The 12,818-nt window shown below is 62.9% G+C and carries 10 protein-coding genes and 1 pseudogene; 10 read left to right on the top strand and 1 reads right to left on the bottom strand.

Going from position 1 to position 12,818, the window contains the following annotated elements; all coding sequences use genetic code 11:
• Nucleotides 1-74 precede the first annotated feature (74 nt).
• The 4 genes and pseudogenes from AK81_RS15060 to AK81_RS15050 all read left to right on the top strand — a co-directional run bounded on the left by AK81_RS15060 (nucleotide 75) and on the right by AK81_RS15050 (nucleotide 4,374).
• A complete protein-coding gene (locus AK81_RS15060) occupies nucleotides 75-995 on the top strand; it encodes a DHHA1 domain-containing protein (protein ID WP_043200095.1) in 921 nt (306 codons plus the stop codon).
• 130 nt (nucleotides 996-1,125) lie between these two features.
• Nucleotides 1,126-1,350, top strand: a pseudogene (locus tag AK81_RS30430) (site-specific integrase); the annotation flags it as partial.
• A 20-nt stretch (nucleotides 1,351-1,370) separates the two neighbouring features.
• Complete coding sequence (locus AK81_RS15055) at nucleotides 1,371-2,957, top strand: ABC-F family ATPase (RefSeq protein WP_043200093.1); 1,587 nt, start codon at nucleotides 1,371-1,373, stop codon at nucleotides 2,955-2,957.
• 178 nt (nucleotides 2,958-3,135) lie between these two features.
• A complete protein-coding gene (locus AK81_RS15050; protein WP_275452973.1) occupies nucleotides 3,136-4,374 on the top strand; it encodes an MFS transporter in 1,239 nt (412 codons plus the stop codon).
• Here AK81_RS15050 and AK81_RS15045 read toward each other — a convergent pair whose 3' ends face one another.
• Nucleotides 4,375-5,382: an alpha/beta hydrolase family protein gene (locus AK81_RS15045; protein ID WP_043200091.1), complete on the bottom strand. Its 1,008-nt coding sequence runs from the start codon at nucleotides 5,380-5,382 to the stop codon at nucleotides 4,375-4,377.
• Between the two features lie 200 nt (nucleotides 5,383-5,582).
• Between AK81_RS15045 and yghU the strand changes: the two genes are divergently transcribed.
• From yghU to AK81_RS15015, 6 genes are all read left to right on the top strand, one after another.
• Nucleotides 5,583-6,425, top strand: a complete 843-nt coding sequence (gene yghU / locus AK81_RS15040) for a glutathione-dependent disulfide-bond oxidoreductase (RefSeq protein ID WP_043200090.1) — start codon at nucleotides 5,583-5,585, stop codon at nucleotides 6,423-6,425.
• Nucleotides 6,426-6,694: 269 nt separating this feature from the next.
• On the top strand, nucleotides 6,695-8,398 hold the full coding sequence (locus AK81_RS15035) for an amidase (protein WP_043200089.1): 1,704 nt from the start codon (nucleotides 6,695-6,697) through the stop codon (nucleotides 8,396-8,398).
• A 185-nt stretch (nucleotides 8,399-8,583) separates the two neighbouring features.
• Nucleotides 8,584-9,258 carry a helix-turn-helix transcriptional regulator gene (locus AK81_RS15030; RefSeq protein ID WP_043200226.1) on the top strand — a complete coding sequence of 225 codons (675 nt, stop codon included), beginning with the start codon at nucleotides 8,584-8,586 and terminating at the stop codon, nucleotides 9,256-9,258.
• Complete coding sequence (locus tag AK81_RS15025; protein ID WP_043200088.1) at nucleotides 9,255-10,172, top strand: pyridoxal-phosphate dependent enzyme; 918 nt, start codon at nucleotides 9,255-9,257, stop codon at nucleotides 10,170-10,172. Before AK81_RS15030 ends, AK81_RS15025 begins: the two co-directional genes overlap by 4 nt.
• Before the next feature lie 187 nt (nucleotides 10,173-10,359).
• Entirely contained in the window at nucleotides 10,360-11,457 is a 1,098-nt protein-coding gene (locus tag AK81_RS15020; protein ID WP_043200087.1) for a carboxynorspermidine decarboxylase, read from the top strand.
• 33 nt (nucleotides 11,458-11,490) lie between these two features.
• Nucleotides 11,491-12,735, top strand: a complete 1,245-nt coding sequence (locus AK81_RS15015) for a saccharopine dehydrogenase family protein (protein WP_043200086.1) — start codon at nucleotides 11,491-11,493, stop codon at nucleotides 12,733-12,735.
• Nucleotides 12,736-12,818: the final 83 nt, after the last annotated feature.

Raw genomic sequence — 12,818 nt, 5'->3', positions numbered from 1 at the left:
CATTCCATGCTCCTTGCTTTGGGGCCACTATTCACACATGCATGCCCGCCGCTGTGCGCGGGCGAGGACCCCCTATGTCTGAACGCAAAACGATGTGCATCTACCACGGCAACTGCGCCGATGGCTTCGGCGGCGCCTGGGTCGTTCGCAAGGCCTTGGGCGACCAGGTCGAGTTTGTGGCCGGTGTGCACGGTCATGAACCACCTGATGTCACCGATAAAGACGTGATCATCGTCGACTTCAGTTACAAGTACGAAGTCATGGCCAGGCTGAGCTGGAAGGCAAACAGCATCATCATCCTGGACCACCACAAGTCGGCGGCCGAGGACCTTGGCAAGTTCCCGCCCTTCCACGCCGGCGTTCGGGTTGATGGTCGGCACCCCGACGGGTCGGTCGTACTGGGCTGGGAAAGCGCACACATCTTCATGAATTCGCAGAACTCCCCCGCTATCGCCTGCTGCTTCGACATGAACCGCAGCGGGGCCATGCTCGCCTGGGACCACTTCTTCCCGGGGCAAGAGCCGCCAATGCTGCTGCGCCACATCGAGGACCGCGACCTCTGGCTGTTCAAGCTGGATGGCACGCGTGAGATCCAGGCCAACCTGTTCAGCTACCCCTATGACTTCGAAGTCTGGGACAAGCTCATGGCAGCTGATGTGCAGACACTCCGCTCGGACGGCGCCGCAATTGAGCGCAAGCACCTAAAGGATGTTGCGGAACTTGTTGCTGTGACCAGGCGGCGCCTGGTCATCGCCGGTCACGATGTGCCGGTGGCCAGCCTGCCCTACACGCTCACCAGCGACGCGGGCCACCTCATGGCCCAAGGCGAGCCATTCGCTGCCTGCTACTGGGACACACCTGACGGTCGCGTTTTCAGCCTGCGCAGCACTGACGAAGGCCTCGATGTGTCGGAAATCGCGAAGCAGTACGGCGGTGGTGGTCACCGCAACGCCTCCGGCTTCCGCGTGCCGTTCGGCCACGAACTGACCAAGTAACCCGCCCCCTCAATCCAGTCTGCCGGCAAACGCTCGCAGGCATGGAGAGCTCACGGGCTGCCCGGCTATATCCAGAAAAGACATGGCTACCACCGACAGGGCCTGCATCTGGCCCCTAGTACGCACAGGTTTGGGAATCAGATACCGCCCCCCGTATAACTGCCGTCACACCTATGCGACAATATGCTTAATGTCTGGTCTCAACCCCGCATTTATCGCCCAACAGCTCGGGCATAGCGTGCAGATGCTCTCATCGACTTATGCGCGCTGGATTAACTCGTCTAACGACTGGCAGGAGCTGGAAAAGCTCCAGATTGGTCCGAAATTGGTCCGTAGCTGCGAAGAAGCCACGTAAGTTATTGATAGGTAAGCTCCTTGATCTCCACCGCTAACATCACCATGCAGTTCGGCGCCAAGCCGCTGTTCGAAAACGTTTCCGTAAAATTCAACAACGGCAACCGCTACGGCCTGATCGGCGCCAACGGTTGCGGCAAGTCGACCTTCATGAAGATCCTCGGCGGTGACCTGGAGCCGTCCGGTGGCCAGGTCATGCTCGAGCCGAACACCCGCCTGGGCAAACTGCGCCAGGATCAGTTCGCCTATGAAGAATTCACCGTGATCGACACCGTGATCATGGGCCACGGCCAGCTGTGGAAGGTCAAGGCCGAGCGCGACCGTATCTACTCGCTGCCGGAAATGACCGAGGAAGACGGCATGGCCGTCGCCGAACTGGAAACCGAATTCGCCGAAATGGACGGCTACACCGCCGAATCCCGCGCCGGTGAACTGCTGCTCGGCCTGGGCATTCCCCTGGAGCAGCACTTCGGCCCGATGAGCGAAGTGGCGCCAGGCTGGAAGCTGCGTGTGCTGTTGGCCCAGGCATTGTTCTCGGACCCGGACGTGCTGCTGCTCGACGAACCGACCAACCACCTGGATATCAACACCATCCGCTGGCTGGAAACGATCCTCACGGCGCGTAACAGCACCATGATCATCATTTCCCACGACCGTCACTTCCTCAACAGCGTCTGCACCCACATGGCCGACCTGGATTACGGCGAGCTGCGCCTGTTCCCGGGCAACTATGACGAGTACATGACGGCAGCCACCCAGTCGCGCGAGCAGTTGCTGTCGGACAACGCCAAGAAAAAGGCCCAGATTGCCGAGCTGCAGACCTTCGTCAGCCGCTTCTCGGCCAACGCCTCCAAGGCCAAGCAGGCGACTTCGCGTGCCAAGCAGATCGACAAGATCCAGCTGGCCGAGGTCAAACCTTCCAGCCGTGTCAGCCCGTTCATTCGCTTCGAGCAGACCAAAAAACTGCACCGCCAGGCGGTAGTGGTCGAGAAGATGGCGAAAGCCTTCGACGACAAGGTGCTGTTCAAGAACTTCGACATTACCGTCGAAGCGGGCGAGCGCGTAGCGATCATCGGCCCCAACGGCATTGGCAAGACTACCCTGCTGCGTACCCTGGTCGGCGAAATGACCCCGGATGCCGGTTCGGTGAAATGGACCGACAGCGCCGAAGTGGGCTACTACGCCCAGGATCACGCTCACGACTTTGAAGACGACCTGAGCCTGTTCGACTGGATGGGCCAGTGGACCTCCGGCGAGCAAGTGATTCGCGGCACCCTGGGGCGCATGCTGTTCTCCAACGACGAGATTCTCAAGTCGGTGAAGGTGATTTCCGGTGGTGAGCAAGGCCGTATGCTGTTCGGCAAGCTGATCCTGCAAAAGCCGAACGTGCTGGTGATGGACGAGCCTACCAACCACCTGGACATGGAATCGATCGAGGCGCTGAACCTGGCGCTGGAAAACTACCCGGGCACCCTGCTGTTCGTCAGCCACGACCGCGAGTTCGTGTCGTCGCTGGCCACCCGCATCATCGAGCTGTCGCCCGATGGCGTGGTCGACTTCAGCGGCACCTACGACGATTACCTGCGCAGCCAAGGCGTACTGGTCTGATTGATCGGTAAGGCCTGGCCATTGTGTATGGCTGGGCCGGCCTCTTCGCGGGCTTGCCCGCTCCCACCGGACCTGCACAGGCTCAATGGCTGTAGAGTACCTGTGGGAGCGGGCAAGCCCGCGAAGATCCCAGCGCCAATCCCACAGACTGAAACAACCCGACGAATAATTCGTTAGCCTGCTTTCTTTTACCACGCCCAACCGCCCGCCCGCGAAAGAGCCCATGACCGCGCAACAACCCGCCCCCGCCAGCAACACCCTGCACATCACCCAGCAGATCCTGTCGATCGTTTTCTACACCTTCATTGCCTTCCTCTGCATCGGCCTGCCGATTGCGGTGCTACCCAGCTACGTGCACGACCAACTGGGCTTTGGTGCGGTGATCGCCGGGGTGACCATTGGCCTGCAATACCTGGCCACCCTGCTCAGCCGCCCGTTCGCCGGGCGCGTTGCTGATACCCTCGGGGGCAAGCAAGCCATCCGTTTCGGCCTGATGGGGATTGCCGGCTGCGGGGTATTGACCCTGTTATCGGCCTGGACCCTGACGCTGCCGCTGCTGAGCCTGGCGCTATTGCTTGGGGGCCGTTTGCTGCTCGGCATCGCCCAGGGGCTGATCGGTGTGGCCACCTTGAGCTGGGGCATCAGCCAGGTCGGCCCCGAACACACCGCCAGGGTGATCTCATGGAACGGTATCGCCTCCTACGGCGCCATCGCCATTGGCGCGCCACTGGGTGTGTTGGCCGTGGACGGGCTGGATTTCAGCGTGCTGGGGCCTGCTTTGCTGGTGCTGGCAACCCTTGCCCTGCTGGTGTTGCGCAAGCGTCCCGACGTGGTGGTGGTACGCGGCGAACGCCTGCCGTTCTGGTCGGCGTTTGCCCGGGTCGCCCCGTGCGGTCTTGGCCTGACCCTGGCCTCGATCGGCTATGGCACCCTGACCACCTTCGTCACCTTGTACTACCTGGAGCGCGGCTGGGTGGGCGCAGCCTGGTGTTTGAGTGCGTTTGGCGTGTGCTTCATCATTTCGCGGCTGCTGTTCGTCAACGCGGTCAACCGCTTTGGTGGTTACAACGTGGCGGTCGCCTGCATGGCCACTGAAGTGCTCGGCCTGAGCTTGCTGTGGCTGGCGCCTTCGCCGGCCTGGGCGCTGGTTGGCGCAGGGCTCACCGGTTTCGGGCTATCGCTGGTGTACCCGGCACTGGGCGTCGAGGCAATCAGGCAGGTCCCCAGCAGCAGCCGCGGCGCGGGGCTGGGGGCCTATGCGGTGTTCTTCGACATGGCCCTGGCGATCGCCGGGCCGCTGATGGGCGCAGTCGCCGTGCACCTGGGCTATGCCTCGATCTTCTGCGTGGCGGCCCTGCTCGCCCTGACCGGGGTGGGCCTAACGCTGTTGCTGTCGCGGCGCGCTCGCGGCGGCTGATCACTCGGCCAGTTGCGGCGCGCCCAGTGCCTGGCTGAAGAACGCCGCCGTTTCACGTTCCAGCGAATGATGAATATGGCGCCGATCCACACCCTCGGCATCTTTGCACAGCGCCGGCATCCGCGCGTACTGCTCGGCGTCGCAGTGGGCCATGAACACAAAATGACCGGCACCGGCCAACAGGCGGTAATCGGGTGTGACCGGCAGCTTGCGGGCCAAGGCCTCGGCGTTGCGGTCCACCGCCACCAGTTGGTCGCTATCACCGCTGTAGATCAGGGCTGGCACCTGAACCCCGGCCAAGGCATGGCGCCCGAACAGCAGGCTGAGCGGCGCCATCAGCATCACCGCCCCTACCCGCTGGTCGGCTTGCGGCGCCAGTTCGCTGCGGTCGGCAATCAATATGCCGTGGGTCTTGCAGGCGTCGGCGTCGTTCGGGCGCTCCAGACAGTACTGGCGCAGGCGGTCCAGGTCCGGGCGCGCACCAGAAAGGATCAACGCGGTTTCGCCACCGGCCGAATAACCGATCACGCCCACCTTGCCTTCGTCCAGGTAAGGCCCGACCAATACATCATCGCGGGCTGCGGTGATGGCGGCGCTGACTTGCAGCGGCCGACCATAAAGATTGCTCAGGGTGCCCAGACGACTGTGGTCGCGGGCGTTGTCCCCCGGGTGCACGACCGCCACTACCACGAAGCCGCGCCGTGCCAACGCGGTTGCCAGGTAGTGCAGCGCCAATGGGCTGCCGGTGTTGCCGTGGGACAGGACCAGTAACGGCAACCGGCCCATGGCGACGGGCGCCTCTTCAGCGACGTCGATTGGGTAGCCGTCTATGCGGCTGCTACGGGTTTTACCCGTAGCCGGGTAGAACGCCAGCGCTTGCATCGGTCGGCTATCGACCGGGTCGGCCAAGGTCATGTGGTGCAGGCCGACAACCCGCGGCGCAGCTTCGGCATGGGCCAGCAGGCCGCCGAGCAGGACCAGCGCCAACAGGCAGCGGGGAAGAGTCATCGGCCGGCGGTTCCTTGCAGGGCGAAGAGATAGCCCAGCATAGGGCCGGCCTGGCTTGCGCCGGATGAAAACTGGATGAAACCATCGTCATGCAAGTGGCGCGCGCACCCTATGCATTTGCGCAGGGCGTCGAACCCGTGGCATAGATACAGGTCCACGTCTTTACGTGACCGTTTCGCGCCAATGAAGGAGATTCATGCATGAGCAAGCCCGCCTATGTGCCACCCAAGGTCTGGCGCAACGAAGCAGCGTCCGGCGGCCAGTTCGCCAGCATCAACCGCCCGGTTGCCGGCCCGACGCACGACAAGGACCTGCCGCTGGGCAAGCACCCGCTGCAGCTGTATTCACTGGCCACACCCAATGGCGTGAAGGTCACCATTGCCCTTGAAGAGCTGCTTGCCTTGGGCCATACCGCAGCCGAGTACGATGCCTGGCTGATCCGCATTGGTGAGGGCGACCAGTTTTCCAGCGGCTTTGTCCAGGTCAACCCCAATTCCAAGATCCCTGCCCTGCTCGACCGCAGCGTCGAACCGGCAGTGCGGGTATTCGAATCGGGTTCGATCCTGCTGTACCTGGCAGACAAGTTCGGCGCACTGCTGCCAAAATCGCCAGCGGCACGCACCGAAAGCCTGAACTGGTTGTTCTGGCAGATGGGCGCGGCGCCATACCTGGGCGGTGGCTTTGGCCACTTCTACGTGTACGCCCCGGAAAAGTTCGAGTACGCGATCAACCGCTTTACCATGGAGGCCAAGCGTCAACTCGACGTGCTCGACCGCCGCCTGGCCGAGAGCCGCTACCTGGGTGGTGATGAGTACAGCATTGCCGATATTGCCGTGTGGCCGTGGTATGGCGAGTTGGTGCGCGGCAACCTGTATGGCGCGGCAGAGTTCCTGGCGGTTGACGAGTATCCCAACGTGCAGCGTTGGGCCGAGGAAATTGCCCTGCGCCCGGCGGTGCAGCGCGGCACTCGCGTAAACCGTACGTGGGGGGACGAGGCCAGCCAAGTGCCCGAGCGCCATTCAGCCTCAGATCTGGCAGGTTAGCGCGACCCGCGTGGGAGCGGCCTTGTGTCGCGAAAGGGCCGCAGAGCGGCCCCAAGGCCTCAGCGTCACGGCGGCTATCGTTGGGGCCGCTCTGCGGCCCTTTCGCGACACAAGGCCGCTCCCACAAAGGTCCGGTACAGCCTCTGGGAATACCCCGACAATGCCCGCCTGCATAAAACCATTTGCCCCTGCGCAAACCTGCGTCCGCCATGCCCTTCTTGTACACTCCTCGCACTAGCCCCCACCTGCACAATTTTTTTGGTGAACGCATGATCGAGGTAACCGAGGTTTCCATTGCCGAGCTGCGCGACGCGCTCGAGTCGGGCCGCACGACGGCGGTCGAGCTGGTCAAGGCTTACCTGGCGCGTATCGACGCCTACGATGGCGCCGACACCACCACCGCCCTGAATGCTGTAGTGGTCCGCAACCCGGAGGCGCTCAAAGAAGCCGAAGCCTCCGACGCCCGCCGCGCCCAAGGCCAGGTTCTGAGCCCGCTGGATGGCATCCCCTACACCGCCAAGGACAGCTACCTGGTCAAAGGCCTGACCGCCGCTTCCGGCAGCCCTGCCTTCAAGGACCTGGTAGCCCAGCGCGACGCCTTCACCATCGAGCGCCTGCGCGCCGCGGGTGCCGTGTGCCTGGGCAAGACCAACATGCCGCCCATGGCCAACGGTGGCATGCAGCGCGGCGTGTATGGCCGCGCCGAAAGCCCGTACAACGCCAACTTCCTGACAGCCCCCTTCGCCTCGGGCTCGTCCAACGGTGCCGGCACCGCCACCGCCGCCAGTTTCAGTGCCTTCGGCCTGGCCGAGGAAACCTGGTCCAGCGGCCGTGGCCCGGCGTCCAACAATGGCCTGTGCGCCTACACCCCGTCGCGCGGGGTGATTTCGGTGCGCGGCAACTGGCCGCTGACCCCGACCATGGACGTGGTGGTGCCTTACGCCCGCACCATGGCCGACCTGCTGGAAATCCTCGACGTGGTGGTTGCCGATGACGCTGACAAGCGCGGCGACCTGTGGCGCCTGCAGCCCTGGGTACCGATCCCGGCAGCATCGACTGTGCGCCCTGCCTCTTACCTGGACCTGGCAGTGGATGCCAGCGCACTGAAGGGCAAACGCTTTGGCGTACCGCGCATGTACATCAATGCCGATGCCGAAGCGGGCACCTCCGAAAAACCAGGCATCGGTGGCCCGACTGGCCAACGCATCAACACCCGCGCCACTGTGATCGACTTGTGGCAACAGGCACGCCAGGCCTTGGAAGCGGCCGGCGCCAAAGTGCTGGAAGTGGACTTCCCGCTGGTGTCCAACTGCGAGGGCGACCGCCCGGGCGCGCCGACCGTTTACAACCGCGGCATCGTCAGCAAGGAGTTCCTGCATGACGAGCTGTGGGAGCTGTCGGGCTGGGCGTTTGACGACTTCCTGCAAGCCAACGGCGACCCCAAGCTCAACCGCTTGGCCGATGTCGATGGCCCACAGATCTTCCCCCACGACCCGGGCACCCTGCCCAACCGTGAGGACGACCTGGCCGCGGGCATGGACGAGTACGTGAACATGGCCAAGCGCGGGCTGAAGACCTGGGACCAGATCGAGACCGTGCCCGATGGCCTGCGCGGCCTGGAGCACACCCGCAAACTGGACCTGGAAGACTGGATGGACAGCCTGGGCCTGGATGCGGTGCTGTTCCCGACCGTGGCCGATGTGGGCCCGGCCGATGCCGACGTCAACCCGGCATCGGCAGACATCGCCTGGAGCAACGGTATCTGGGTGGCCAACGGCAACCTGGCGATCCGTCACCTGGGTGTGCCGACCGTCACCGTGCCAATGGGCGTGATGGCCGACATCGGCATGCCGGTGGGGCTGACCTTTGCCGGACGTGCCTATAGCGACAATGCGCTGTTGAGCTTTGGTGCCGCCTTCGAGGCGACTGGCTCGCGCCGGATGATCCCGCCGCGTACTCCAGCTTTGGGCTGATTACTGGGGCTGCTTCGCAGCCCATCGCCGGCAAGCCAACTCCCACAGGAAACCCACATTCCTCAGCGCCTGTGCAGTACCTGTCGGAGCTGGCTTGCCGGCGATGAGGCCAGTAGAACCACCGCAGATCGCTTAATTCAACCTTATGTGTAAAAATACACAAAATGTTGATTTTGCGATCTGCCATGCCTATCTCCCCCAGCGAAGAACGCCACCTCACCCTTACGGTGCTCAAGGCCGCCATTCAGGCCTTGGGCAGCGTTGCCGCACGCAACATGGAAATCCTCCTGCACGACCTGGACCACCCGGAGCATTCCGTGGTGGCGATCGTCAACGGCCACCTCTCCGGCCGCAGCGTCGGCAGCCCGATCCTCGCCGCCCCGGAGCAGGACCAAGGCTTCAAGGCATTGATGCAGGCCTCAGCCGACCAGCACGGCAGCGAGCCGGTGGTACTGCCCGACTACCCCACCACGCTCAAGGGCCGCACCCTGCGCAGCGCCACCACCATATTTCGCGACAGCACCGGCCACCCGTTCGCCAGCCTCTGCATCAACACCGACGTCACCGGCCTGGACGCCGCCATGAGCTTTCTCCAGCAGTTCCAACCGCTGGGGGCCACGCCAGCCGTCAGCGAACCCGCCGACATGGAGCTGCTGATGAGCGAGATCATCCAGGCTTCCCTGCAACGCAGCGGCCAAGGCCGGATGAACAAACAGGCCAAGGTCGAAGCCGTGCGCATCATGCAGGAGCGCGGCCTGTTCATCGTCAAAGGCGGCGTGGAAAAGGCCGCCAGTGCCCTCGGCGTAACCCGCTACACCATTTACAACTACCTTGAACAATTGCGCGGAACCAGCCAATGACCTTGCATATCCACACCCCCCTGATCGAATCCCGTTCCATGTCGTTGGCCGCGGGCCGAAACATCTGGCTCAAGCTCGATGCCCTGCAACCTTGCGGCTCGTTCAAACTGCGCGGGGTGGGCCACGCCTGCGAAGTGCATCAGGCCCGTGGCGCCCGGCAGTTCATCTCTTCGTCGGGCGGCAATGCCGGCCTGGCGGTGGCCTATGCGGGGCGCAAGCTGGGCGTGCCGGTAACCGTGGTAGTCCCCGAGACCACCACCGAGCGGGCCAAGGAGTTGCTGCGCCAGGAAGACGCCAACGTGGTGGTGCATGGCAGCTCCTGGCAGGAGGCCAACGCCCTGGCGCAGACCCTGGTGGGGCCGGATGATGCGTTCATTCACCCGTTTGACGACCCGCTGCTGTGGGCCGGGCATGCCAGCCTGATCGATGAAGTTGCCCAAGCAGGCGTGAAACCGGACGCCGTCGTGCTGTCGGTAGGCGGTGGCGGGTTGCTCAGCGGTGTGGTCGAGGGGTTGCAGCGCAATGGCTGGGGTGATGTCCCGGTGCTGGCGGTGGAAACCCACGGCGCCGCATCGCTGCATGCGGCCATGCAGGCGGGGCATTCGGTTGAACTGGAGCGCCTCGCCTCGGTGGCGACTTCGCTGGGGGCAAAGCGGGTCGCCGATCAGGCGCTGGCCTGCACACAGCAACACCCGGTGCACAGCCACCTGGTCAGCGATCGCGCGGCGCTGGAAGCCTGTGAGCGGTTCCTGCTGGACCATCGCCTGCTGGTCGAGCCCGCGTGTGGAGCGGCGCTGGCATTGGCGTATGCGCCGGGCGCCCTGGCGCAATATCAGAACGTGCTGGTGGTGGTTTGTGGTGGCGCTACGGCAACGCTGGAGCAAATTAAGGCGTGGTTGCAGCAAGCCGATTGAGGCTGCCACCTGTCGGTGGTGATTACGATAGTCACATGCGCCTGTTCTACTGAGCCCGCCGCAACCGGAAAAATGCCCTCGCAACGGCGTCAACCCTGACGAAATGCGTATCGCACCCTTTCGGTCTGCGGCAAGTGAAGGCACAATGCGTGTCCTTTTTTTGGCCGGCCTGGCCGGGGGCCTTTAAATGATCAAGACGCCGTATTACCTCATCGATAAAACCAAGCTGCTCAGCAACATGGAGAAGATCGCCTACGTGCGTGAACACTCCGGTGCCAAGGCGCTGCTTGCCCTCAAGTGCTTCGCCACCTGGTCGGTCTTCGACCTGATGCAGCAGTACATGGACGGCACCACCTCGTCCTCCCTCTTCGAGCTCAAGCTCGGCCGCCAGAAGTTCGCCGGCGAAACCCACGCCTACAGCGTGGCCTGGGCCGACGACGAGGTCGAGGAAATGCTCGAGAACTGCGACAAGATCATCTTCAACTCGATCGGCCAGCTGCAGCGCTTTGCCGAACAGTCCGAAGGTAAAGTGCGCGGCCTGCGCGTCAACCCGCAGGTCAGCAGCTCCGACTACCTGCTGGCCGACCCGGCTCGTCCGTTCAGCCGCCTGGGCGAATGGGACCCTGCCAAGATCGAGCAGGTGATCGAACAGATCTCCGGTTTCATGTTCCACAACAACTGCGAGAACGGCGATTTCGGCCTGTTCGACAAGATGCTCACGCACATCGAAGAGCGCTTTGGCCACCTGCTGCACAAGGTCGAGTGGGTCAGCCTCGGTGGCGGCATCCACTTCACCGGTGAAGACTACGCGGTAGACGCTTTCTGCGCGCGCCTCAAAGCCTTCTCGGAACAATACGGCGTGCAGGTGTACCTGGAGCCGGGCGAAGCGGCCATCACCAACAGCGCCTCGCTGGAAGTGACCGTGCTCGACACCCTGTACAACGGCAAGCACCTGGCCGTCGTCGACAGCTCGATCGAAGCGCACCTGCTCGACCTGCTGATCTACCGCCTCAACGCCAAGATGGCCCCCAACGACGGCGAGCACACCTACATGGTCTGCGGCAAGTCGTGCCTGGCCGGTGACATCTTCGGCGAGTACCAATTCGATCGCCCGTTGGCCATTGGCGATCGCCTGTCGTTCATCGACACGGCGGGTTACACCATGGTCAAGAAAAACTGGTTCAACGGTCTGAAGATGCCATCCATCGTGGTCAAGCAACTCGACGGCAGCGTCGAGGTCGTCCGCGAGTTCGGTTTCGAAGACTACGTTTCCAGCCTGTCGTAAGGCCGGCTTTCCAAGTAAGGAGCAAAAGGTAAATTGAAGAAGAACGTTCTTATCATTGGTGCAGGAGGTGTCGCCAAGGTGGTGGCCCACAAGTGCGCACAGCATAACGACGAACTGGGTCGTATCGCTATCGCGTCACGGAACATCTCCAAATGCCAGGCCATCATCGACAGCGTCAAGGCCAAGGGTAGCCTCAAGGTACCCGCCGACATCCAGGCCTTCTCGCTCAACGCCCTCGATGTCGAGGCAACCAAGGCGCTGATCCGCGAGACCGAATCGCAGATCGTGATCAACGTAGGTTCCGCCTTCCTCAACATGTCGGTGCTGCGTGCCTGCATCGATACGGGTGTCGCCTATCTGGACACCGCCATCCACGAAGAGCCGGGCAAGATTTGCGAGACCCCGCCGTGGTACGGCAACTACGAGTGGAAACACCTCGAAGAGTGCCAGGCAAAGAACATTACGGCCATTCTCGGCGTCGGTTTCGACCCGGGTGTGGTGAACAGCTACGCCAAACTGGCGCAGCAGCAGTATTTCGACAGCATTGATTCGATCGACATTCTCGACGTCAATGCCGGTTCGCATGGCAAGTACTTTGCCACCAACTTCGACCCGGAAATCAACTTCCGCGAGTTCACCGGGCAAGTGTGGAGCTGGCAGAACAGCCAGTGGACCAGCAACACCATGTTTGAGGTCAAGCGTACCGACGACCTGCCTGTGGTAGGTTCGCAAAACCTGTACCTGACCGGCCACGACGAAGTTCACTCGATTTCGAAGAACCTCAACGTGCCGAACGTGCGTTTCTGGATGAGCTTCGGCGAGCACTACATTAATGTGTTCACCGTGCTGAAAAACCTGGGCCTGCTCAGCGAGCAACCGGTAAAAACTGCCGAAGGCCTGGAAGTGGTACCGCTGAAAGTGGTCAAGGCCGTGCTGCCGGATCCAGCCTCGCTGGCCCCTGGCTACACCGGTAAGACCTGCATCGGTGACCTGGTCAAAGGCACCAAGGATGGCCAGCCGCGCGAAGTCTTCATCTACAACGTGGCTGACCACGCAGAAGCCTACGCCGAGACCGACAGCCAGGGTATTTCCTACACCGCCGGTGTACCGCCAGTGGCTGCCGCCCTGCTGGTTGCCCGTGGCGAATGGGATGCCAAGCGCATGGTCAACGTCGAGGAGCTGCCAGCAGAGCCGTTCCTCAAGGCGCTGGACGTGATGGGCCTGCCGACCCGCGTCAAAGATGAAAAAGGCGATCGTCCTTGGGACGCTGAAGCCTAAGCAACAAACAGAAGGGGCGCCACATGGCGCCCCTTCTGCGTTTCCAGGCCCGACCTCTTCGCGGGCTAGCCCGCTCCCACAGG

It is taken from the genome of Pseudomonas putida W15Oct28, assembly GCF_000708715.2.
GTDB classification, from domain to species: domain Bacteria; phylum Pseudomonadota; class Gammaproteobacteria; order Pseudomonadales; family Pseudomonadaceae; genus Aquipseudomonas; species Aquipseudomonas putida_R.
The sequence above is the reverse complement of the archived record's forward strand: the minus strand, read 5'-3'. Positions and strand labels throughout refer to the sequence as shown.

Excerpts from the sequence above, each read along its gene's own strand:
- AK81_RS15060 (WP_043200095.1), top strand. The coding sequence starts at position 75 with ATGTCTGAACGCAAAACGATGTGCATCTACCACGGCAACTGCGCCGAT.
- AK81_RS15030 (WP_043200226.1), top strand. The coding sequence starts at position 8,584 with ATGCCTATCTCCCCCAGCGAAGAACGCCACCTCACCCTTACGGTGCTC.
- yghU (WP_043200090.1), top strand. The coding sequence starts at position 5,583 with ATGAGCAAGCCCGCCTATGTGCCACCCAAGGTCTGGCGCAACGAAGCA.
- AK81_RS15020 (WP_043200087.1), top strand. The coding sequence starts at position 10,360 with ATGATCAAGACGCCGTATTACCTCATCGATAAAACCAAGCTGCTCAGC.
- AK81_RS15025 (WP_043200088.1), top strand. The coding sequence starts at position 9,255 with ATGACCTTGCATATCCACACCCCCCTGATCGAATCCCGTTCCATGTCG.
- AK81_RS15035 (WP_043200089.1), top strand. The coding sequence starts at position 6,695 with ATGATCGAGGTAACCGAGGTTTCCATTGCCGAGCTGCGCGACGCGCTC.
- AK81_RS15045 (WP_043200091.1), bottom strand. The coding sequence starts at position 5,382 with ATGACTCTTCCCCGCTGCCTGTTGGCGCTGGTCCTGCTCGGCGGCCTG.